The 20,552-nt window shown below is 48.9% G+C and carries 23 protein-coding genes and 1 pseudogene; 9 read left to right on the forward strand and 15 right to left on the reverse strand.

The window, feature by feature from the left end:
- Positions 1 to 5: 5 nt before the first annotated feature.
- From hpsU to SPI9445_RS0119275, 4 genes are read right to left on the reverse strand one after another with little or no spacing between them, the layout of a single operon-like run.
- On the reverse strand, positions 6 to 608 hold the full coding sequence (gene hpsU, locus SPI9445_RS0119260) for a hormogonium polysaccharide biosynthesis acetyltransferase HpsU (protein ID WP_017306418.1): 603 nt from the start codon (positions 606 to 608) through the stop codon (positions 6 to 8).
- Complete coding sequence (locus tag SPI9445_RS0119265) at positions 605 to 1,567, reverse strand: glycosyltransferase family 2 protein (protein ID WP_017306419.1); 963 nt, start codon at positions 1,565 to 1,567, stop codon at positions 605 to 607. The genes hpsU and SPI9445_RS0119265 overlap by 4 nt, the downstream gene beginning before the upstream one ends.
- 23 nt (positions 1,568 to 1,590) lie before the next feature.
- The gene (locus SPI9445_RS0119270; RefSeq protein WP_017306420.1) at positions 1,591 to 2,529 is read right to left on the reverse strand and encodes a glycosyltransferase family 2 protein; all 939 of its coding nucleotides are present in this window, start codon (positions 2,527 to 2,529) and stop codon (positions 1,591 to 1,593) included.
- 36 nt (positions 2,530 to 2,565) lie between these two features.
- Positions 2,566 to 3,270, reverse strand: coding sequence for a hypothetical protein (locus SPI9445_RS0119275; RefSeq protein ID WP_017306421.1), 705 nt, complete (start codon positions 3,268 to 3,270; stop codon positions 2,566 to 2,568).
- A gap of 114 nt (positions 3,271 to 3,384) precedes the next feature.
- Between SPI9445_RS0119275 and cobU the strand changes: the two genes are divergently transcribed.
- Positions 3,385 to 3,984: a bifunctional adenosylcobinamide kinase/adenosylcobinamide-phosphate guanylyltransferase gene (cobU, locus tag SPI9445_RS0119280; RefSeq protein WP_017306422.1), complete on the forward strand. Its 600-nt coding sequence runs from the start codon at positions 3,385 to 3,387 to the stop codon at positions 3,982 to 3,984.
- A gap of 30 nt (positions 3,985 to 4,014) precedes the next feature.
- Here the strand turns inward: cobU and SPI9445_RS30770 are convergent, their stop codons facing one another.
- Positions 4,015 to 4,218, reverse strand: coding sequence for a hypothetical protein (locus SPI9445_RS30770; protein WP_164674562.1), 204 nt, complete (start codon positions 4,216 to 4,218; stop codon positions 4,015 to 4,017).
- A gap of 13 nt (positions 4,219 to 4,231) precedes the next feature.
- Between SPI9445_RS30770 and SPI9445_RS0119285 the strand changes: the two genes are divergently transcribed.
- Both SPI9445_RS0119285 and SPI9445_RS28870 read left to right on the forward strand, forming a co-directional pair.
- Positions 4,232 to 5,773: a formylglycine-generating enzyme family protein gene (locus SPI9445_RS0119285; protein ID WP_017306423.1), complete on the forward strand. Its 1,542-nt coding sequence runs from the start codon at positions 4,232 to 4,234 to the stop codon at positions 5,771 to 5,773.
- A 476-nt stretch (positions 5,774 to 6,249) separates the two neighbouring features.
- Positions 6,250 to 6,792: an REP-associated tyrosine transposase gene (locus tag SPI9445_RS28870; protein ID WP_071525315.1), complete on the forward strand. Its 543-nt coding sequence runs from the start codon at positions 6,250 to 6,252 to the stop codon at positions 6,790 to 6,792.
- On the opposite strand, the gene SPI9445_RS0119300 is transcribed toward SPI9445_RS28870, so the two are convergent.
- The 4 genes from SPI9445_RS0119300 to SPI9445_RS0119315 form a co-directional block, all read right to left on the reverse strand.
- Positions 6,729 to 7,334, reverse strand: coding sequence for a hypothetical protein (locus SPI9445_RS0119300; RefSeq protein WP_164674563.1), 606 nt, complete (start codon positions 7,332 to 7,334; stop codon positions 6,729 to 6,731). The two genes, SPI9445_RS28870 and SPI9445_RS0119300, sit on opposite strands and share 64 nt — an antisense overlap.
- A gap of 70 nt (positions 7,335 to 7,404) precedes the next feature.
- The gene (locus SPI9445_RS27810) at positions 7,405 to 8,484 is read right to left on the reverse strand and encodes a hypothetical protein (protein WP_017306427.1); all 1,080 of its coding nucleotides are present in this window, start codon (positions 8,482 to 8,484) and stop codon (positions 7,405 to 7,407) included.
- On the reverse strand, positions 8,474 to 9,466 hold the full coding sequence (locus tag SPI9445_RS0119310) for an AAA family ATPase (protein ID WP_017306428.1): 993 nt from the start codon (positions 9,464 to 9,466) through the stop codon (positions 8,474 to 8,476). The genes SPI9445_RS27810 and SPI9445_RS0119310 overlap by 11 nt, the downstream gene beginning before the upstream one ends.
- On the reverse strand, positions 9,463 to 10,668 hold the full coding sequence (locus SPI9445_RS0119315; RefSeq protein ID WP_017306429.1) for a hypothetical protein: 1,206 nt from the start codon (positions 10,666 to 10,668) through the stop codon (positions 9,463 to 9,465). The genes SPI9445_RS0119310 and SPI9445_RS0119315 overlap by 4 nt, the downstream gene beginning before the upstream one ends.
- A 502-nt stretch (positions 10,669 to 11,170) precedes the next feature.
- Between SPI9445_RS0119315 and SPI9445_RS0119325 the strand changes: the two genes are divergently transcribed.
- On the forward strand, positions 11,171 to 11,398 hold the full coding sequence (locus tag SPI9445_RS0119325) for a hypothetical protein (RefSeq protein WP_164674564.1): 228 nt from the start codon (positions 11,171 to 11,173) through the stop codon (positions 11,396 to 11,398).
- Between the two features lie 74 nt (positions 11,399 to 11,472).
- On the forward strand, positions 11,473 to 11,658 hold the full coding sequence (locus SPI9445_RS0119330; RefSeq protein ID WP_017306432.1) for a hypothetical protein: 186 nt from the start codon (positions 11,473 to 11,475) through the stop codon (positions 11,656 to 11,658).
- A 16-nt stretch (positions 11,659 to 11,674) separates the two neighbouring features.
- On the opposite strand, the pseudogene SPI9445_RS28875 reads toward SPI9445_RS0119330, so the two are convergent.
- A pseudogene (locus SPI9445_RS28875) lies at positions 11,675 to 11,867 on the reverse strand (hypothetical protein); the annotation flags it as partial.
- 1 nt (position 11,868) lies between these two features.
- On the opposite strand from SPI9445_RS28875, the gene SPI9445_RS31480 reads away from it, so the two are divergent.
- A complete protein-coding gene (locus SPI9445_RS31480) occupies positions 11,869 to 12,078 on the forward strand; it encodes a hypothetical protein (protein WP_083883565.1) in 210 nt (69 codons plus the stop codon).
- Here the strand turns inward: SPI9445_RS31480 and SPI9445_RS0119340 are convergent.
- From SPI9445_RS0119340 to SPI9445_RS0119355, 4 genes are all read right to left on the reverse strand, one after another.
- Entirely contained in the window at positions 12,075 to 13,760 is a 1,686-nt protein-coding gene (locus SPI9445_RS0119340; RefSeq protein WP_017306433.1) for a mechanosensitive ion channel family protein, read from the reverse strand. The two genes, SPI9445_RS31480 and SPI9445_RS0119340, sit on opposite strands and share 4 nt — an antisense overlap.
- Positions 13,761 to 13,763: 3 nt before the next feature.
- Positions 13,764 to 14,885, reverse strand: coding sequence for an AI-2E family transporter (locus SPI9445_RS0119345; RefSeq protein WP_017306434.1), 1,122 nt, complete (start codon positions 14,883 to 14,885; stop codon positions 13,764 to 13,766).
- Positions 14,886 to 14,888: 3 nt separating this feature from the next.
- A complete protein-coding gene (locus tag SPI9445_RS0119350; protein ID WP_017306435.1) occupies positions 14,889 to 15,557 on the reverse strand; it encodes an urease accessory protein UreF in 669 nt (222 codons plus the stop codon).
- Between the two features lie 170 nt (positions 15,558 to 15,727).
- The gene (locus SPI9445_RS0119355; RefSeq protein ID WP_017306436.1) at positions 15,728 to 16,321 is read right to left on the reverse strand and encodes a hypothetical protein; all 594 of its coding nucleotides are present in this window, start codon (positions 16,319 to 16,321) and stop codon (positions 15,728 to 15,730) included.
- Positions 16,322 to 16,528: 207 nt separating this feature from the next.
- Between SPI9445_RS0119355 and SPI9445_RS0119360 the strand changes: the two genes are divergently transcribed.
- From SPI9445_RS0119360 to SPI9445_RS0119370, 3 genes are all read left to right on the forward strand, one after another.
- Positions 16,529 to 17,434 carry a S66 peptidase family protein gene (locus tag SPI9445_RS0119360; RefSeq protein ID WP_026079941.1) on the forward strand — a complete coding sequence of 302 codons (906 nt, stop codon included), beginning with the start codon at positions 16,529 to 16,531 and terminating at the stop codon, positions 17,432 to 17,434.
- 68 nt (positions 17,435 to 17,502) lie between these two features.
- Positions 17,503 to 18,567, forward strand: a complete 1,065-nt coding sequence (gene hemE, locus SPI9445_RS0119365) for a uroporphyrinogen decarboxylase (protein ID WP_017306438.1) — start codon at positions 17,503 to 17,505, stop codon at positions 18,565 to 18,567.
- A 75-nt stretch (positions 18,568 to 18,642) separates the two neighbouring features.
- Positions 18,643 to 19,632 (forward strand): NAD-dependent epimerase/dehydratase family protein, encoded by a 990-nt coding sequence (locus SPI9445_RS0119370; RefSeq protein ID WP_017306439.1) that lies wholly within the window; start codon positions 18,643 to 18,645, stop codon positions 19,630 to 19,632.
- A gap of 14 nt (positions 19,633 to 19,646) precedes the next feature.
- Here SPI9445_RS0119370 and SPI9445_RS0119375 read toward each other — a convergent pair whose 3' ends face one another.
- On the reverse strand, positions 19,647 to 20,513 hold the full coding sequence (locus tag SPI9445_RS0119375) for a DMT family transporter (protein ID WP_017306440.1): 867 nt from the start codon (positions 20,511 to 20,513) through the stop codon (positions 19,647 to 19,649).
- Positions 20,514 to 20,552 lie beyond the last annotated feature (39 nt).

Consider the following 20,552-nt stretch of genomic DNA (forward strand, 5'->3'; position numbering starts at 1 on the left):
CGCAACTACAAACGACTGGCGATCATTTTTCGGGCATAATGGGGCTTACAAGGACTCCCCCAGGCCACCTGCTCCTCGGGGATATTGCCAAAGACGCTACTCCTTGCGCCAATCACCGCATTTGCGCCAATTTTCACCCCCGGAGCCACAAAACAATCCGTCGCCACCCATGCCCCATTGCCAATGAAAATGGGGGCTGTTTCGAGGGTAAACCGAGGGGTTGTGATGTCATGACTCCCGGTGCAGAGATAACATTTCTGAGAAATGACACACTGACGACCTACCACAATCCGATCCAAACTATAAAACACCACATCATCCCCCACCCAAGTATAATCCCCGATTTCCACCTTCCAAGGGTAGGTAAAGCGGGCGGTGGGGCGGATTAATACCCCTTTGCCGATTTTCGCCCCAAAAAGGCGCAAAATGGCGCAACGTAGACCACTTAAATTATGGGGAGTCAGGGGAAACGTAACAGCCTGTACTAACCACCAGAATAAAATCCACAGCCCGGATTTTCCCCGTTCAAAATTAGACTGGTCATAATGGCGTAAATCTACAAAGGGTTCACTGCCTAAAATGGGGTCTGGTTTGGGGGAATGACTCATTGTTGTTCTGTAACCGTTTGGGGGACAGAGGGAGGATTAGAGGGGGTATTAGAGGGGGGATGTTGTACATCCACGTTCAAACTGCCGCCAAACTTGCGCAATTCATACAGCTTGACCCCAATTTGATATTCATATTGACTGAGTAAACGACCGTAAATATAACCGGGAGTGCCATCTAAAAAGCCTAAACGCAGAATATAAAACAAAATGAAACGCACGAAGGGTTTAAAGGGTAAACGCACCCAGATTTTTTTCAGGTAGCGTTTCCGTTGGACGGCATCCCCAAACAGATTGGCTCCAATATTGTCCCCGTCCATTTTTCCGGTCAGGATGTTGTAATAGACTTGGGCTTCCCAGTTGGAGTAACGATTATGGCGGGCTAACCATTCGTAGATATCCCGAAAGTCGATGTGCAGCATATCTTCTTTCAGGTATCCGGTTTTCCCGTCGATGATCACGTGTTCGTGAACTTCGTTGTCTCCGGTGTTGCGGATGTTTTCGGTTTTCAGGTTTTCGTAACGTCCTTTTTTGTGCCGAAACAGACGCATATTCCAGTCGGGATATTTCCCCCCGTGGCGAATCCATTTGCCAAGGAAAAAGACTTTCCGGTTGAGGAAATAGCCGTCATAGTCAGGGTCTTGGATGCGTTCGGCGATTTCGTCCCAGAGTTCGGGGGTGATGCGTTCGTCGCAGTCTACGATGAGAACCCAATCATTGCGGAAGGGGAGGTTTTCTAGGCCCCAGTTCTTTTTCTTGGGCCAACGACCGTTAAAGTGAAATTGAAAGACTTGGGCGCCGTAACTTTCGGCAATTTCTACGGAGCGATCGCCACTTTGAGAATCCACCATAAACACTTCGTCCGCCCGGGTCAAGCTTTCGAGACAAGCGGGGAGGTTGCGTTCTTCGTTTTTGGCGGGAATCAGTACAGAGACGGGGATTTTGTCTACCTTAGAAGTCATGTTAGAGCGGGGGTAATAGGATATTAGGATTTGAACGAGTTGGGAAAGAGCAGTCCGGCCACGGCTGTTTTAAGATACCCAATCTGACCATAGGCATACACTAGATTATCAAAGCGGATGGCCGGATCTCGAAAGTATTTAAGAGATTTATAAAGACCGCGCACAATACGTTCTCCTCCCCGGGAAAATTGGACGAGTCCCGCCCGGCCGGCCAGTTGTTCCCGATAGGCCTCGCTCACCCCTTGCCACCAGCCCCGACGCATGAACCAAGTCCGTTGGAGGCGGTCAGGGGTAACGTTATGGGCGACGAGGGCGGCGGGTAAATAAGCGACTTGCCAACCTTGTTCTAGCGCCAGTTCGGTCATTTGTAATTCTTCATTAGACAGTAGATTTTTGCCCACTCGTCCTAATTTGGGGTCAAAACCGCCGATTTGCTCTAAAAAGCTGCGCCGAATGGCGTAATTTAGACCGCGAGGGGTATAAATGGGGTTGGTGATGGGGGTAATCTCCGGACCAAGGTCGTAGGCGCCGAGGTTGCCTGCGAGGCCGTCAGAGAGCCAAGGGGGGGGACTGGTGACTCCGGGGGGCCAGAGCAGGGTAACTTTTCCGCCCGCAATGGCCAGTTTTTCGTTGGCTTGAAAGGCTTCTAGGAGGGAGCTTAACCAGCCCGGAGTGGCTACGGCATCATCATCTAGGTAGGCGAGAATTTCGCCTTGGGCGACTCTTGCGCCAGTATTGCGGGCAACGGATAACCCCACTTGAGGCTCGTAGATGTACTGAAGCTGGGGATGGGGTAAGCGGGCTTCGGTGACTTCTTTGGTGCGATCGCTGGAGGCGTTATCTATCACAATCACCTCGTAGCTGGGGGTGTCTTGGGCAAGGAGGCTGTCTATGGCAGCGCCCAAGTATTGATCGCGGTTGTGGGTGCAGATAATGGCGGAAATGGGTAGGGAATCAACCATCCGAGTTAGGGGTAGGGGACAATGTGGGGGGGAGGATTAATGATCTTTTAGGCTACTGTGAACAATGACGAGGGTTTCCGCTAGACTACTCAGACGGTTTTCGAGGGATTGTTTTTTCTTGAGCAGTTGGCGGAGTTTTTGATAACGTGCGATCGCCATACTGACACTAGCCACCTGATCCGCCGGACAGGGTTTTGTCCACAAACGCCCCTTTTCATCCAGCCCACAGAGACGATAACCGGGACGGAGCCCCAAGTCGGAACTAGGACTAGACAGGCCATCTTGTCCGTGATGAGACTCCAGCCAACCATCTACAATGGGGCCTTCGAGATACAGGTCTTGGATCTGCACTAAGATTTGTTTTAGCTCCCGTTGCCAACCCACTACAATTTCTTCAATCTCTTTCAATAAATTAGTGGCTAAAGCCGGGTTGACACTGTGCCGATGGTTACTGAGTTGTAGAGACTTTAATTCCGGCAGCGTCGGAACCGCACTCGGCGCAGGGGCTACCGTTCTGACCCTTTGGGGGAGGGAAACAGCGCGGGGTGGGGGGGCGGGGGGAACTTGGAGAGCGGCCGCCGGACGCTGGGGGGCAGGTGCAGCCACCGGATAAGCTGGAGCCGGAGCCGGTTTACGCTCCTTCAGATGACGCTCTTTTACAGCCACCCCATACTCTTGTTGACGGGCGAGTTGCTCCAACTGTTCTAAGGTGCTTTCGATTCGTTGCAGTTCTGGTCTCATGCTCCGCTCTTTGGCTACTGGGAGTAGAATACTGAAAACAAGGGGGAAAAACAAGACGGGCTGTTTCTGTTCCCACTATTGTACGGTTTTCCCTTAAATTGTTCACGATTCAAGATGATCCATTCTCCGACTATCATTTTAGTGACTGGTCCAGCCCGTTCTGGGAAAAGCGAGTGGGCGGAATCTTTGGCGATGCAATCGGGGAAACGGGTATCTTATCTGGCCACAGCACGGTTAAATCCCGAGGATTCCGAATGGCAGGCGAGGATTGAAAAACACCAAGCCCGTCGCCCCCCGGATTGGAAGACCTTATGGGTGCCGGAGGACTTAACGGCGACATTAGCCCAAAATCAGGCCGAGGATTGTTTTTTAGTGGATGCCTTGGGAACTTGGGTCGCCAATGGTTTGGAGTGGTCTGAGGAGGAATGGCAAGGGAAGGTGAGGGATTTATTAGAACTCTTGCCGACTTTGCCGGGGGTGGTGATTTTGGTAGGAGAAGAGACGGGCTGGGGATTGGTTCCGGTGTATCCTCTGGGGCGACAATTTCGCGATCGCCTTGGTTCCCTCCTGCGTTATGTTGGAACTCTGGCCACTTCGGTTTATTTAGTCACAGGAGGCTACGCGCTGGACTTAACCCAATTGGGGATTCCTTTATTAGGGAACAGGGGGGGAGAGGGGGAGGGGGAGAGGGGGAGAGGGGGAGCAGGGGAATAGTGGCTAGTAAATAGCCAAAACTCTTTTATTTTAGGGAACAGGGAACAGGGAACAGGGGGGGAGAGTTCCCGGACTCCCGACTCCCGACTCCCTAGGGCGCAAGCATTGCGCCCCTACACCGACTCCCGACTCCCGACTCCCGACTCCCGATTCCCAATTCCCGACTCCCGACTCCCGACTCCCGACTCCCGATTCCCGACACCCGACTCCCGACACCCAACTCCCAACTCCCAACCCCTAATCCCCCATGTCCACCCTCCAAACCTTCACCCAACGCCACGGTCAACTCGCCCACACCCTCGCCTGCCACGCCGCCTTTCCCCTCGCCCTCACCCCAGAACTCCTCTACTGCCTGCGGGAGAACTTCGTCCCCGAAAGTCCTTGGATAAACGTTGCCGACATCCTCCTAACCCTTTGTGACCCCGTAGGACACCGCCTCTACGAAATGCCCACCCCCCTCCGACACCAACTCCTCCAAGACCTCAAAACCCAATGGGGTGCAGAACGACTCCACACCCTCTCCGACTTCATGGTGGTTTATATCCGCGCCACCCTACCCAGCAATGAGCGCATCGCCCAAGACCTCGGAGCCGCCCCCCACTGGACCGCCCTAGCCTATACCCAACCCAACCAAGCCACCCAAACCATCGCCCAGACCCTAAAAAACGCCCTCACCCAGACCCCACCCCAAGAGTGGCTAAAAATCACCAACCTCCTCGAAACCTACAGCGAACTAGACCCCCTCTTAGAAGCCGGATTTCAGCCCCTCCTAGACCTATCCAGAGCCTATGAAGCCCAAGCCCAAGGCGACACCACCACCGCCCAGCAACTCATTCAACCCCTAGGTCGCCCCGGAGAAACCGTAGAAATTGCCGGAGTCTCCTTCCAACTGCCCATCCTCCTAGAAACCGTCACCTTTGAAATTGTCCAAGTGAACCGCCGGGGAGAAATCATCCAGCGAGAAAAGAAAAGCGCCCCATTGTATCGAGAGCAATTAGGAGACAGTGTGGAATTAGAGATGATGGCCATACCGGGCGGAACCTTCCTCATGGGGTCGCCAGAAGGAGAAGGAAATAAGGGCGAACACCCTCAACATTCTGTGACTGTAGCCCCCTTCTTCATGGGAAAAACCCCCATCACCCAAGCCCAATGGCGGGCAGTGGTGACACAAGTCCCACCCATTACACAAAAGTTAGACCCTAATCCATCTGGCTTTAAAGGGGATAATCGACCTGTGGAACAGGTTTCTTGGAAGGACGCGATAGAATTCTGTGCCAGATTAACTCAGTTGACCGGGAAAGACTACCGACTGCCCAGCGAGGCCGAATGGGAATATGCCTGTCGTGCCGGAACTACAACTCCCTTTTATTTCGGGGAAACCATAACCACAGCATTAGCAAACTATGATGGGAATTACACCTTTGCCGATGAACCGAAAGGTGAATATCGTGAAGAAACTACCCCCGTGGGGAGTTTTCCCCCCAACGCCTTTGGATTATATGATCTACACGGGAATCTGTATGAGTGGTGTTTAGATGATTGGCATAACAATTATGAAGGTGCGCCAAGTGATGGGAGAGCGTGGATAGATAATGATAATCATTCTCAAACCCATCAGGAGTGGTTGCAAAGTATGTTGAATAAAAAATCAACATTAAGTAAGCTGCTGCGTGGTGGTTGTTGGTACGACTCCCCGAAGAGCTGCCGTTCTGCCTCTCGCGGCATCATCACCCGCGACTACGAGGGCATCGACATCGGTTTTCGTGTTGTCGTCCCCAGAACGCCTTAACCCTCTACCCTTTTTCCCTCTTTCCCTCTTCCGGCGCGAAGCGCCTTTTTTTATTTTTTCCCTCCCCTCCCTCCCCTCCCTCCCGTAGGTTGGGTGGAGCGATAGCGCAACCCAACACCCCCCCCTGATAAAACCCATACCACCTCAAAAACCCGACACAATTCGATAAAACCCCAAAAACCCAACACCCCCAATAAAACCCGATACCACCCCAACAACCCAACACCCACCCCTGATAAAACCCATACCACCTCAAAAACCCGATAAAACCCCATATCACCCCAACAACCCAACACCCCCGATAAAACCCCATACCACCCCAAAAAACCGACACCCTACGGTAAATGTTGGGTTGCGCTATCGCTCCACCCAACCTACAAGACTACGAGAGGCATTTAATGTTGGGTTGCGCTTCGCTCCACCCAACCTACATAATTAGCAATTATATCCATGATCACAAAAAACCAGACTGAACTATGCAATACCGCCGATCCAAAGTACCCGGAGCTACCTACTTTTTTACCGTTGTCACCTATGAACGTCAACCCTTATTTAACGATCCAAAATTAATCAAATTACTTCGACAAACCTTTAGACAAGTTAAACAACCATACCCCTTTACCTTAGATGCTATCTCAATTCTCCCCGACCATCTTCATTGTATCTGGACATTACCCCCAGACGATGCCGATTTTTCCCGACGCTGGCAACGAATCAAAAGCTCCTTTAGCCGCCATTGTCCCCCCCAATATCATAACATCTCCTCAATCTCCCGTCAGAAAAAAAGGGAAAAAAGCATCTGGCAACATCGCTTTTGGGAACACCAAATTAGAGACGAAACCGATTTTATTCATCATGTGGATTATATTCACTATAATCCAGTCAAGCATGGATTAGTCAACGCGCCGAAAGATTGGCAATATTCAAGTTTCCATCATTATCTAAAAGACGGTGCTTATACCTTAGATTGGGGTGCAAACCAAGTCCCAAAATTAACCCCAGACATTGGCCACGAATAACCCAAAACCCCAATCCCGTAGGTTGGGTGAAGCGACAGCGCAACCCAACACCCCCCCGATAAAACCCCAATCCCGTAGGTTGGGTGAAGCGACAGCGCAACCCAACACCCCCCCCGATAAAACCCCAATCCCGTAGGTTGGGTGAAGCGACAGCGCAACCCAACACCCCCCCGATAAAACCCCAATCCCGTAGGTTGGGTGAAGCGACAGCGCAACCCAACACCCCCCCGATAAAACCCCAATCCCGTAGGTTGGGTGAAGCGACAGCGCAACCCAACACCTCCCCGATAAAACCCCAATCCCGTAGGTTGGGTGAAGCGACAGCGCAACCCAACACCTCCCCGATAAAACCCCAATCCCGTAGGTTGGGTGAAGCGACAGCGCAACCCAACACCTCCCCCGATAAAACCCCATACCACCCCAAAACCCCAACACCCACCCGATAAAACCCCATACCACCTCAAAACCCCAACACCCACCCGATAAAACCCCATACCACCCCAAAAACCCAACACCCCCGATAAAACCCCATACCACCCCAAAAACCCGACACCCTACGGTAAATGTTGGGTTGCGCTATCGCTCCACCCAACCTACAAGACTCCTACAAGACTACAAACTGCTGCGCCAAACTTGTAGGATTCCCTTAATCCCAGATGGGGTTAACTCAAACATCGGTAACATTTGCCCCAAAATCCCCGCCGTTGTCCCCGGCCAACGCTCCTCCGGCACCGGATTCAACCACCCCACCCCCCGCACCCTCTGGCGCAACTCTTCCTGAAACTGTATCGTTAAAAAAACCCGTTCTCGATTTATGCCACCCCTCGCCGCCCCCCCATCACTCACCCAAAATACAACCGTGCGCTGAGGATGAAACTGGCTGTAAATCTCCTGCATAGACTGAGTATCGGGACGGCGAGGATGCAAAAATAACCAATCTGAAGGGGGACAATTGCGGAAATAATAAACCCTTATCCCCTGAAAACCCTCCCCCGCTAACGTCTCCTGTAACAACTCCGTCAACGGTTCAAAAGGAATCATCGAATTAGACACATCCACCAACAGCACCACCTCCACCTGATTCCGACGTTGCGGCCGGAACACAGGTTCCAAGAAAAACCCCTGCTCACATATCCGTTGCACCGTTGCCTCAATATCTACCTCCTGTCCTACCCCCTCCCCCAAAGGACGACGCAACAACCGCCAACGCTGCTGAATTTGCCGTTGAGTCACCGGAAAATCCCGGACTCCCAAGGAAAATCGCCCATCTCCCCCTATCTCCTGTGTCTGCAAGGAAAGGGGAGTGCGCACAGCAACAGCCACCTGTTTCACCCCCTCCCCCACCCAGACTGAATCACCAGAAGGAGGCCGAGAAGAAGGAGAGGATGGGGCTGTCCTGTCCTGTTTCTGAGACGAGGAAAGGGGTTTTTCCGGGGGAAGTTCTGAGGATGGCTCAGACTGGAAAAATTGCTCAAAATAGCCCTGAAAAGCACACTCAAACGGCTGCCGTTGCTCCGGTTTAACTCCCTTTAACCAAAGCATCTGACAGACCTCCTGTAAATCCTCTAAACTCTCCCGTCCAAACCCTCCCCGCCATGCTTCTTCAAGTAAAAAATACTGGTCAAGCGTCAAAGCCAAAACGGGACGCATCGCTAAATATAAGCCAAATAAAGAAGGAGCGTTAGGAATCACGGTTTTGTTGCTGTTGCTTTTGTTGCTGTTGATAATAGTCTTGGTCTTCTTTGGTTTTCAATAATGTTCCCAATACAGGGACATTTTGCACAAGGTTTTTAATCATCTCCAAGGCACTTTCTTTAGGATGTTGTTTCAATTCTCCCACGAAATCCAATAACTCGCTCGTGCTGGCCTGTTTGCCATCCTTCCGTCTTGTTCCCGTCCCTCGCACCTTCAGAAACTCCGCCACCGCCGCCTCAACAACAACTTGTAAGTCTTGATTCTCAAGGACATCAGGATAATGGGCTTGAACAATCTCAATTAAGCGGCTTTCGTCGGGAAAGTCAATATAATAAAAAATACAGCGCCGCAAAAAAGCATCCGGTAAATCTTTTTCTCGGTTACTGGTAATCAAGATAATCGGGGACTGTTGCGCGACATACTCCCTCCCTCCCAATTCCGGCACCGTAAATTGTTTCTCTTCCAACTCCCGTAATAAATCATTAGGGAAATCAATATCCGCCTTGTCAATTTCATCAATCAAGACAACAGGGCGATAATTTTCCACCTCAAACGCCTTGCCCAATGCGCCCAATTTGATATACTCTTCCGGGTCAGTCAATCGGTCAAACAACGCCCGAATTTCTTCCGGTTTTAAATACTTTTCATAACCATTATTGCTGACTAACTGCGCATCCCGTAACCGTCCCACCGAATCATAAAAATACAGTCCTTCTTTAGCCTGACTGGTGGACTTAATCGACCAAGGAAAGTAAGGATAAGGGGAACAGTTCAAGCGTTGTCCTAACTCATAAGCTAAGGCGCTGGCCAGCTTCGTTTTACCACATCCCGGTTCCCCTTGTAACAAGAGAGGGCGTTGTAAATAAATCGCCAGCTTAACAGCTTTTTTCAATCCGTCATCCGGTAAATAGGGGTTTTTGGGGTCTTGGTATTCGCCAGTATAGTGATATTGTTCTGAGTTCATAGTGATAAATTTCATAGTGATAAACGGCTTTCAACATATTCCAATGTTTCTCGCAGACAAGAATCATAGATAAAATCTAGAAAACCTTTAGGTTTTATCTCCTCGGTGTCATATTCGCTTATAAATTCATCAATGGCTTGGGGATATTGGTCTGGTGGTTGCCACAAGTTCTTGAGAATTTTTTCTTTTCTCCCCCGCCAGAGTGTAATAGTACCTTGAGTAAAGTTTTCCAGTGGTGGTAATGAGCATAAACGCGGAGAATCTGTTTGAATAAATGGGTTAAGTTCTGTTGACCATTTCGATGAACTACTATCCCCATCCACTAAAAACAAAATCAAATAATGTTGACCTGTTGACAAGGATTCATTAGTTTGAACCTTTTGCCATAAAGGACACCAAATTTCATTAATAAAGGAGGATAAAATGCCATTTTTTGCCTGATGAATATCACGCAGGGCTAAAACAACACTCTGTGTCTCTAAGTTTTGAGCCAAAGCAGATACAATGTTTTGAGGTTCAGCACCACAATCCATTCCTGAAGCAATACCCTCACAAAGTCTATTAAACCTAAAATGTGTTTTGAGGACAATACTATGCTTTTTAGCATTGTCATGATGCGGCACATAATAGAGTAATTGATTGGTTAACCATCTAGGTGCATGGTGGGATTGACCTTGAACAATAAAAGCGTTAATGCGTTGATTGATTTCTGGCTCAAAACTATCTTTAACAGGTCTTTTTTGGTGGTCATAGTTTAATTTTTTTAGGGTATCATTTAAAAGGTATTCTAACAGTTCTTGATCTAGGGTTGTGAGATGTGGTGATTCACTCGTTCTTAAGAAAAACCCTCTAGATTCCAAATATTTGTTAAAGTCTCGATTTTCCAGTTTCCCCTTGAGCCACGCTTGAAATTGCTGTTCTCTCTGTTGTCCTCTTGAGTTTTGCCAAGGCAAATTTTCAAAGGGAGGATTCTTTTCAGTGTTGTTACACTTATCTTTAATCCGTTTATAGATATCTCTTAAGGTTTTATTGGCATAATCAGGCTCTTCATAATCCCCGAATTCTTGGGTAAATTCTGCGGCGGTTAAAACACAATCGGGTTGAGGAAATTTAATTTCTAATGCGTCTTGTTGTTTGCGAGTTAAATCATATTGCCGAACAATCCAATCTAATAAATTACGCCATTTACACAATAGCTTAATTTCTTCTTCATTCATGGGTTAAACTCTCTCGGTGCTTAGATGTGTTTTAGCCATTCGGGTACTAACTGATTGTACCATGCTGGTTTTAGGCAAAATGTATAAAATCCATAAAATTTGTAGGTTGGGTGGAACGAAGTGTAACCCAACATTTGCCGGGGGGGGTTGGGTTGCGCTTTAAAATTTGTAGGTTGGGTGGAACGAAGTGTAACCCAACATTTGCCGGGGGTGTTGGGTTGCGCTTCGCTTCACCCAACCTACTGGAGTGGGGAGTGGTGAGGGGTGTTGGGTTGCGCTTTTCCTGTGCCTAACCTACAGGATTGGGAGGTGGGGGATCGGAAAAATTTTTCCGATGACCGGATATTTTTTTCCGAATCTATTAGCTACTTCGGAAAAGATTACACCTTATTTTCCTCTTTAATTTGGGTTAAGATGTAAGAAAGCAAAGAGAAGAACGAAGCTTAAACTCTTATCTGGCTTGCTTTTTAGCTCTTGGCTTTCTACTATTCTATTGGAGGTTATGATGTGGTGGCTATTCCGAAAAAAACAACGGTCGGATCTTCCTCAAGCGGTCTGTCGTTGCAGTCGTTTTGCCAAGATGCAAACTGAAGAACGGGCGCTCTGGCATGGGGTGAGTTATCCGGTTCGTCCTGCACGGAAAGGGGAGGTTCTCTGTCCGGGAGATCGGGTTTTTGTGGTGGCAATGGTGGATACTATTGTCCTGTTGGTGCAGGTCTGTGAGGATTGAAGCAAAAGCCGTTATTGTTGGCAGACAACAACGGCTCGATAAATGTTTTTTAACTATACTTTGAGGATACAACAATGTCGAACAACCCTAAAGATTGTGACAAAAAACGTTGCTTTTGGTTAACTTTTCTGGCTATTTTAGTCATCGAAACGCCGCAAATTGTGGCGGCCTATGTCAGTCTTGGGGAGAAAATGCCTCATGGGGGATTGTTCCCCCAAGTGGTGGAGGTGCGTCGTGAGGATTCTTGTTTATCTCCCTAGGGGGTTTGACGGGGGATGGTTGGGTTTCATGACCCACTACGTCTAATTCTTTACAGTCTGGCTTGTCTCCCACTTTCAGGGGGGGGCAGGATGACTTCTTGCTCTTCAATGGCAGCATCGGAGCCTTCCACATAGGCGTGGAAGAAGCCGGGGAAGTCAATGCGCTTACCGTTGGCGCGGAATCCTGCGTCTTCGACTTCCAGATTAACAATGTTCGTCACCCTCCAGACGGTCTTTGAGTGCGATCGCCTTGGTTCTCTTCTGCGTTATGTTGGAACTCTGGCCACTTCGGTTTATTTAGTCACAGGGGGCTACGCGCTGGATTTAACGCAATTGGGGATTCCTTTACAGCAAGTTGGGTCTATGAATGAAGAATCCCCTCCCTCTTTCGGCCCTGGAGTGTCAACTCCAATCCATTAAGACTCTCGCCGATGGGTTAAATTTTGGGATAAGAGTTGCAAAGATTCCGCCACTTCTGGGGAGATGGTAATCGGGAGTTGACCCGAACGAACGTGTAAATCTCGTTGAGGAAAGGGGATCTCTATATTCTCTCGTCTAAAGCGTTCTTCGATTAAAAAATAAAGGTCACTTTTAATCTGGAATTGTTTAGGAGGATGGGCAATCCAGACCAATAAGGTAAAATCTAAAGCACTATCGCCAAACCCCGTAAAAAATACCACAGGACTGGGAATAGAAAGAATATCAGGATGATCTTTTGCGGCTTCTAAAAGGGCATTGCGTACCCGTTTAATATCTGAACCGTAGGCTACCCCTAGGGGAATTCTTAGGCGAGAAATGGGGTTATCATGACTCCAGTTAATGACTTCCGATTCTAGGAAACGGGAGTTGGGTAAAATAATTGAGATTCTATCGAGGGTGCGGATTTCAGTGCTGCGAACTCCAATCCGTTCTACGGTGCCGACTAATCCCCCAACATCGACAAAATCCCCGACTTGAATGGGACGTTCAAAGAGTAGCACAATCCCACTGACAAATTCTTTAGTAATCCCTTGTAAGCCTAAACTAATCCCCACCCCTAACACACTGGCAAAAACGGTTAAGGAGTTTAGATTTAAGCCCCAAATTTGCAGGATAACAATGGTGCCAATAAAGATAAAGGTGTAGTTAGCAATGAGGGAGATATTTTCTTGAGCGGAACGGTTGAGTCCGGTTAGGATGAGAATGCGCGATCGCAAAATCCGACGCAGTAGGCGAGATAAGGACAATACTCCGGCCAGCAAACCAATGAGAATCAAGATATCTAGCACGGAGTAAGCATTATCTCCGAGGGGAAAAAGCCCAGAGGTTAAACTCACTTGCACGGTTTCCACTAAACCATCCCGGATTTCTCGGCTTAAGTTGCGGGTTTGAGGGAAAAGAGAAGCAATGTAAAATCCAGCAAAAAAGATTAATACTCCCCGAATTAATGAAAGTAAAATGTTAGAAATTATTTCTGTACGAGGACGACGGTTTGGGTCTGCTTCTGAGTTGAGTTCAATATTTAATTGTTCCAGCAAAACCGGAAACCAACGTTTCCATAAATTTCCCACTAACCAACTGGCTAATAAGGCGAGAATTAAAGCACCCCCGGAGAGCAATAGGGCATAACGAATATATTCCGGGGTGCGTTGATATTTGGCTTTTTCTAAGGCCTGTTGTAAAACACTACGCCACAAATCGGCTTGATTAATGCCTGAACGTCCCGGAGGTGTATCGGCTTGGGTGACGGAGATCAAATAACGACCATTAATGAGTAAAACTGGGACTTGTTGCCGTTCATCAATCGTCACATTCAGGGATTGATCCGGGGTGATATTTTCAACAATATTCGCTAGGACTTCATTGGCTTCTCTCGCTCGTTGTTGGGCGCTAAAATCTCCAGAACGACTAACTTCAAAAATGGGGTCGCCATCAATTAAAATGGGGGCTTTGAGAGGGCCTTCACTTCCGGCAGTTTGAGCAACAAGGGGAAGGGATAAACAGAGGAAACAGAGAAGAGAACAAAGGGCAAGGGCTAAAGATTTAACCCTTACACCTCGGTTAAACCGAGTAAACAAATTAAACCGAGTTAAAAACCTAAACCTAGTTAAAAAACGCAACATAATTCAACTCGACAACGGCAGGGAGGGATGGGGACTGTCATCCACAGGGGGCAGGTTTTGACTGTCTTGGGCTTTGAGTTTGGGTTGAATGTATAAGTTATCGAGGACGACCAAACTCCCAGCCACCCAGGGGGGAACAATGAGGGCTCCGATAATCCCTAACACTTGGGCGCCCCCTAAAACGGCTAAAAGTTGCAAGATGGGGGGGACTTGAACGGTATTGCCTACCAGTAGGGGATCTAAAACATAGGTTTCGATGTTTTGGATAATTACAAACAACAATAACACCCAGAGGAATAACCATCCCCCTTGGGCGATCGCAACAATTAACGCCGGAATCGACCCTAACACCGGACCGAAAAAGGGAATCAGGTTAGTAAACCCTGCAATTACCCCTAATCCTAGGGCAAATTCTGATAATCCGAGGAAGTTTAAGCCCAAACTAATGGCCACCCCTAAGATGGCGGACACCAGAATCCGACCTTGAATATAGCCCCCCATGCGTTGGCTGACGGGTCGCACTTGGGCGGCCAGTTGGCTATCCCAAGGGGTGGGGAAAAGTTGCACCAAACCCCGAATTAAGCTCTCTGAACCTGTCAACATATAGCCGGAGAGGATAATGGCCAAAAGGGTGCTTAACACGCCGCCCACGAGGCCTCGGGTTAAACTGTAGGAACGCACCAAGAGATCCCGGGAGGTGCGTAGTCCCCAAGTGGTGAGGGATTGGAGATTAAATAAGCTTTCGAGGTAAGCCCAGGTGTCGGGTTCGGTCAGACCCCAGCGAATACTGAGATTTTCTAATACATTGGCGAGAACTTCTAGATAAGCGGGAAGTTTGCGCAGGAGGCGCTGAATTTGTTCGGCAACGGTGGGGCCAATAATCACCCCAAACCCCACGAGAAGGGAGAGGAGGGCAAAATAGACCCCAATGACGGCTAACCACCGGGGCAGGCCCCAACGTTCGGCTGTGTTGACGGCAGGGGCGAGGGTGGCGGCAATGACGACGGCCACCATGAGGACGACGAGTAACCAGCGCAGTTGCCACAGGAGAATAAGGGCAAGTCCAGTTAGGAGTAGGGTGAGGAGGGTGGAGAGGGAAAGGGTGATGACAGGGCGTTCAGGCATGGTCTAGCTGCGAAATAGACGAGTATATTGAGTTTCATGATACATACTGGCTAGGGTGGCTCCCCCGCTACAGGTTTCTAGGTCATCTTCTGAAGAGGATAAGAGTTGGGCGGTGATTTCGTTGAGGAGGGGGGAGAGATGAAAGAGTAACTGTTGACCTTGGGTTTGTCCGAGGGGGATTAATTTCACGCCCCCGTTGATCATATTGGTGGCCCAACTGTGCAGATATCCTAGGAGAAAGGACTCTGGGGGAATGTGGCAGAGGGTGGCGGCGAGGGTAAAGGCGATCGCATAATGACAAGGATTGGCGATTTGCTCAATCATAGCGCGCCCCTCGGGTTGCAGGTTTGCCCATAGTTTGAGCAATGAGGCTCCCATTTGCCAACTCTGTTGACGCAATTCTTGGGTTTCTCGGGTGGCGGAAAGCCATTGATTCCAGTGGTTTAAGCCTTGCCAGTCTTGGGTCAGGATGCAGGAGTGCGATCGCACCATCACCCCCCCCTCCAACTGAATCGCCCCATAGTGCAACTCCCGACGCAACCAATGATCTAACTCCCCCGCATCGGTAATAATGCCCTGTTCAACTAAACTTTCCAATCCTTCCGAATAACTGTAAGCTCCCACAGGTAAACTGGAGCTAACAAGCTGAAGTAATGAGAGTAATTGAGACATAGGTCTTTCATTCGCGGTTCAAGAAAAAACAGCCTGATCCCAAATTAGAATCAATGCTGTTGTAAGGTTCTCTCCCGTTAGACCTGAAAGGTTAACGAGAGCTTCAAAACAAACTGAGGTGAAATCGTTGCAAAACGTGCGCTAGAGTCAAGATTGAGCTAAGAGCAAGTTTAGTGGTCTTCTAATTCCGTTAAGACCTGTTGAGCCACTTGTAAAGTATAACGAGCTTGTTCAATGGTAGATAACTGCTCCCAACTCCGGGAATCTTGGGGTTTGGAGGCCGAATGACTCCGCATCGCATAGACCAAGGGACGGGCAAAGATTTGTAAATCTTCACTAGACCACTCATCTAACAGGGGTTTCACGCACTCAATTAAACGGTCAATGGGGGAAAGGGGAGCATGAATCAAAGTTTCGGCCTGCTGCACAATGGCATCTAACCAATCATGAGGAATGCGATCGCCAAATTGTGCCAAAAATGACGATCTAACGTCATTCAAAGCCCCCTTTTCCCTACAATTCAACCAGTACTTTTCCGCCGTCGCAAAGAATTCATAGGACGGGGTGGCGAATTCTTCCTCATTGAATCCCAATGATCCCGAAAACTCTTGTTCTAAATGGTCAAGATAGGAGTCCACTTCTGGATCTGTCACATCCCAAGGATAAATATAGGGTTCATCTTGGATAATCAGTTCTAATAACTCCCCTTGAATGACTCCTCGCCGTTCTTCGTTCCAGACACAATCGTTCCGCACGTTTTTCATGACTTGTCTCCTCTTAATCTCATGCTCCCTGTTGGAGTCTTGTTGGGATCTACACCTTCACATTTAGCTGTTCCGAAGTAAATCAAGGTTTTTTTTCGGCCGTTTTGCCCAAAACTATAACGCAGATCCTGCTGATATTATCAAGGATTGACCCCACTCGAAACTGGGGGCTATTATACCCCTGTCCTTCCCAATGCCCGATTTCCCATGTTCTCCCCCCTACTCTTTCCCCCACCCCTCCAACCGGGGGACACCCTGGAGATTATCGCCCCCAGTGGAGCTCTCAAGGAATATAGCGCCTTGGCAGCGGGGGTCAAGGTCTGGCAAGACCGGGGCTATGAGATTGCCCTCTGTGACTCATGGCGGCAGCGTTACGGCTATTTGGCGGGTTCAGACCTACAACGCCGTCAAGCCCTGTTAGACGCTTGGCAAGGGGTCGCTCAGGGCGTTCTCTGTGCGCGGGGGGGCTACGGGGGGGCGCGTCTGTTGGAAGGCTGGACTTGGCCGGATTTGCCCCCCAAATGGTTGATCGGGTTTTCGGATATTACGAGTCTTTTGTGGAGTTTAGCCACCCAAGGCCTAGGGGGGGTACATGGTCCGGTGTTAACGACTTTAGCCCAAGAACCGGAATGGTCAAAACAGCGTCTTTTTGATTGTGTCGAAGGTCGTCCTTTAGCTCCGTTGCAGGGGCAGGCATGGCAAGGGGGAACGGTGACAGGTCGCCTCCTACCTGCTAATTTAACCGTCGCGACTCATCTTCTTTGTACACCCCTAGAACCCAACTTAGCGGGGGTGATTTTAGCCCTAGAAGATGTGGCTGAAGCTCCCTATCGTCTCGACCGAATGTTAACCCAGTGGCGACTGAGTGGGCGACTGGAGGCATTGGGGGGGCTTGCTTTGGGGCGGTTTAGTCGCTGTGAGGGAAATCCTGAGACTTGGACGGTGGAGGAAATGTTACGCGATCGCCTTTCGGATCTCCCTTGTCCCATTGTCGCCGACCTACCCTTTGGCCACGACGGCCCCAACGCAGCCCTTCCTGTGGGAGCCGTGGTGACTCTGGACGGAGAGCAAGGGGTTTTGTCTTTTGTTGCGAAACCTCAAGAGAAAGGATAAAGGGTCTAGCGCAAGATGATAAGCTAACAAATGCCCTAAAAAACTTTTTAGAATAAAACGGAGTTTCTATGGCTGGGTCAACCCAGGAACCTTTACTATTACGAGTGGCGCGGGGTGAAACCGCCGAGCGCCCCCCGGTTTGGATGATGCGCCAAGCGGGACGCTATATGAAAGTCTATCGAGACTTGCGCGATCGCTACCCCAGTTTTCGGGAACGGTCGGAAAATGCCGATTTAGCAATTGAGATTTCCCTGCAACCTTGGCGGGCGTTTCAACCCGACGGGGTGATCATGTTCTCCGATATTTTAACCCCCCTCCCCGGGATCGGCATCCCCTTTGATATTATCGAGAGTCGCGGTCCGGTGATTGATCCTCCGATTCGCAACGCTGAACAGGTGAAAAATCTCCATGCTCTCGATCCCGAAGCGTCTTTACCTTTTATCAAGACAATTCTCAACACCCTGCGCCAAGAAGTGGGCAATCAGTCCACGGTTTTGGGCTTTGTGGGGGCGCCTTGGACCTTAGCGGCCTATGCCGTGGAAGGCAAGAGTTCTAAGAACTATTCCATTATCAAAGGGATGGCCTTCTCAGAACCGGCCGTGCTGCATCAGTTACTAAGTAAATTAGCCGATGCGATCGCCGTTTATGTTCGTTATCAAATCGACTGCGGCGCGCAAGTGGTGCAAATGTTCGATTCTTGGGCGGGACAACTCACTCCCCAAGACTATGAAACCTTTGCCCTTCCCTATCAACAGCAAGTCGTCCGTCAAGTTAAGGCCACCCATCCCGACACCCCCCTGATTCTGTATATCAGTGGCAGTGCAGGCGTTTTAGAACGCATGGGTCAATCGGGGGTAGATATTGTCAGCGTAGACTGGACTGTAGACATGGCAGAAGCCCGTCAACGTCTTGGTCGTACCATGAAAGTACAAGGCAATATAGATCCGGGGGTTTTATTTGGTTCTCCGGCGTTTATTCGTGAGCGAATTATTGACACTGTGCAAAAAACAGGCGGTCAAGGTCACATCTTGAACCTCGGTCATGGCGTACTCCCCGGCACCCCAGAAGATCACGTCCGAGTATTCTTTGAAACGGGAAAACAAGTCAACGATTTGTTAGCCGTTCACGCCTAAATTAATCCTAAATTATCAATTATCAATTCTCCACTCTTTTTGAACAGATTTGATCCTTTGTAATAGCAGCAGCCCATGACAGCCAAGCGAATTTTTATAACAGGTGCAAGTGGCTGTATTGGTCATTACTTCACCGAATTACTAATTCAAGAAACAGACCATGAACTGTTTTTATTAGTACGCAACCCAGCGAAACTCAAATTTGATTACAATGCCCGCCCCGGAATCACCGTATTAGAAGGGGATATGATGGATATTGAACAGTTTGGCGACCTTTTAAAAACCATTCATATTGCTATTTTAGCGGCTAATGCTTGGGGAGGAACAGCCGAAGTTTTTGATACCAATGTAGCTAAAACATTGCGGCTAATAAACTTATTAGATCCCAAAGTTTGCGAACAAGTCTTATATTTTTCCACGGCCAGCATATTAAACCAAAAAAACCAATTATTAGAAGAAGCGAGACAAATCGGGACAGATTATATTCGGTCAAAGTACGACATGATGACCCAACTTCCTCGCTTAGAGATTGCCCCGAAAATCACCGTTTTATTCCCTACCTTAGTCTTAGGAGGAGATGGAAATAAACCCTATTCTCATATTTCTTCAGGCTTAAAAGACATTGTAAAATGGGTTCCCTTAGCGCGTTGGTTTCGAGGGGATGCCAGCTTTCACTTTCTCCATAGCCAAGACATCGCCCGCGTCGTGGTTTATTTAGTGGATAATCCCCTCCCCTATGATGTAGTAAACGAACTCGATGATATTTACCTCAAGCAAGTTGTTCTAGGCAATCCTGCCACCACCGTCAATGATGCCGTAGCTGAAGTTTGCGAATATTTTGGCCATCGGATTTATTGGCGAATTCCCCTCACCCTTTGGTTTGCTAATTTCATCATTGTTCTGTTTCGGATTCAGATGGCCACTTGGGACCGATTCTGCATGAATTACCGCCATTTTGTGTATAAAAATCCCGTGAATCCTGCCACCTTTGGCCTACCCGTTTATTGTCCCACCGTTGCCGATATATTCCGAGTCAGTGGTATTCCATCCCGTCGTAGGGAATAGGGCATAGATAATAATTAACCTAAATTAGTGGAAGAAACTCCTAACAACACTAAAACACCCCCAGCAATTAATAGAGGAGTCACCGTTTCTCCCAGTAAAGAAACCCCTAAAATAATTGCCGAAACCGGAACTAAATTAATAAAAATGGCGGCTCGGGTTGGTCCAATGGAGCGGATTCCTTCGTAATACCAATTAAAGCCAATGGCTGACCCAAAAACCCCTAAATAAATTAAACTCAACCAATGATTGAGAGCCAAATCTGGCAAAATTTCCCACAGCCCCCTATGGAGGGCGAGAGGCAAAAGGGCTAAAGTCCCGATGAAACAAGCGTAAGTCGTCGCCACAAGGGGGGATAAATCCTGCATCACCCACTTTCCGACAATGCTATAAATACACCAACTGATGACACAACCAAATAACCATAAATCCCCCGTGCCGATGCCCTCCCGGAAGAGGTGGAGGGGGTTTCCTTGGGCGATGATGAAGGCCGCACCAGAAAAGGACAGGAGAATCCCGACAATTTGTAGGGAACTGAGACGATACCGTAAGAAAATGGCTGAAGCAAGAGCGACTGCAATGGGATTGAGGGCAATAATCAATGAGGCACGACTGGCGGGGGTAGTTTGCAAACCCCAAAAAAAGAAAGTATTGTACGCAAAAACCCCTGTTAACCCCAACACAACCAGCCCAATCATTTGGGACCACCGGACACGGGGGAATTTCTGTTCTACATGGTAGGTGAGGAGGGCGAGGCAAAAACTCGCGAGGGCGAAGCGACAGAAGGCGGCAGAAAAGGGATGGAGCGCCTGAACTATAATCCGTCCGGCAATAAATGTCCCCCCCCAGATAATCGCAGTGGCAACCAGTTTAAAATAAATCATGGATGGTGTAAGCAGAGTGGTTGTGATTAACCCTGCTCT

The organism is Spirulina subsalsa PCC 9445, assembly GCF_000314005.1.
Taxonomy (GTDB): Bacteria; Cyanobacteriota; Cyanobacteriia; order Cyanobacteriales; family Spirulinaceae; genus Spirulina_A; species Spirulina_A subsalsa.

Excerpts from the sequence above, each read along its gene's own strand:
- SPI9445_RS31480 (WP_083883565.1), top strand. The coding sequence starts at position 11,869 with ATGTTCGTCACCCTCCAGACGGTCTTTGAGTGCGATCGCCTTGGTTCT.
- SPI9445_RS0119330 (WP_017306432.1), top strand. The coding sequence starts at position 11,473 with ATGTCGAACAACCCTAAAGATTGTGACAAAAAACGTTGCTTTTGGTTA.
- SPI9445_RS0119270 (WP_017306420.1), bottom strand. The coding sequence starts at position 2,529 with ATGGTTGATTCCCTACCCATTTCCGCCATTATCTGCACCCACAACCGC.
- SPI9445_RS0119350 (WP_017306435.1), bottom strand. The coding sequence starts at position 15,557 with ATGTCTCAATTACTCTCATTACTTCAGCTTGTTAGCTCCAGTTTACCT.
- SPI9445_RS0119310 (WP_017306428.1), bottom strand. The coding sequence starts at position 9,466 with ATGAAATTTATCACTATGAACTCAGAACAATATCACTATACTGGCGAA.
- SPI9445_RS0119315 (WP_017306429.1), bottom strand. The coding sequence starts at position 10,668 with ATGAATGAAGAAGAAATTAAGCTATTGTGTAAATGGCGTAATTTATTA.
- SPI9445_RS0119285 (WP_017306423.1), top strand. The coding sequence starts at position 4,232 with ATGTCCACCCTCCAAACCTTCACCCAACGCCACGGTCAACTCGCCCAC.
- SPI9445_RS0119375 (WP_017306440.1), bottom strand. The coding sequence starts at position 20,513 with ATGATTTATTTTAAACTGGTTGCCACTGCGATTATCTGGGGGGGGACA.
- SPI9445_RS0119355 (WP_017306436.1), bottom strand. The coding sequence starts at position 16,321 with ATGAAAAACGTGCGGAACGATTGTGTCTGGAACGAAGAACGGCGAGGA.
- SPI9445_RS0119370 (WP_017306439.1), top strand. The coding sequence starts at position 18,643 with ATGACAGCCAAGCGAATTTTTATAACAGGTGCAAGTGGCTGTATTGGT.
- SPI9445_RS0119345 (WP_017306434.1), bottom strand. The coding sequence starts at position 14,885 with ATGCCTGAACGCCCTGTCATCACCCTTTCCCTCTCCACCCTCCTCACC.
- hemE (WP_017306438.1), top strand. The coding sequence starts at position 17,503 with ATGGCTGGGTCAACCCAGGAACCTTTACTATTACGAGTGGCGCGGGGT.
- SPI9445_RS0119275 (WP_017306421.1), bottom strand. The coding sequence starts at position 3,270 with ATGAGACCAGAACTGCAACGAATCGAAAGCACCTTAGAACAGTTGGAG.
- SPI9445_RS0119340 (WP_017306433.1), bottom strand. The coding sequence starts at position 13,760 with ATGTTGCGTTTTTTAACTAGGTTTAGGTTTTTAACTCGGTTTAATTTG.
- SPI9445_RS0119325 (WP_164674564.1), top strand. The coding sequence starts at position 11,171 with ATGATGTGGTGGCTATTCCGAAAAAAACAACGGTCGGATCTTCCTCAA.
- hpsU (WP_017306418.1), bottom strand. The coding sequence starts at position 608 with ATGAGTCATTCCCCCAAACCAGACCCCATTTTAGGCAGTGAACCCTTT.
- cobU (WP_017306422.1), top strand. The coding sequence starts at position 3,385 with ATGATCCATTCTCCGACTATCATTTTAGTGACTGGTCCAGCCCGTTCT.
- SPI9445_RS28870 (WP_071525315.1), top strand. The coding sequence starts at position 6,250 with ATGCAATACCGCCGATCCAAAGTACCCGGAGCTACCTACTTTTTTACC.
- SPI9445_RS0119360 (WP_026079941.1), top strand. The coding sequence starts at position 16,529 with ATGTTCTCCCCCCTACTCTTTCCCCCACCCCTCCAACCGGGGGACACC.
- SPI9445_RS0119265 (WP_017306419.1), bottom strand. The coding sequence starts at position 1,567 with ATGACTTCTAAGGTAGACAAAATCCCCGTCTCTGTACTGATTCCCGCC.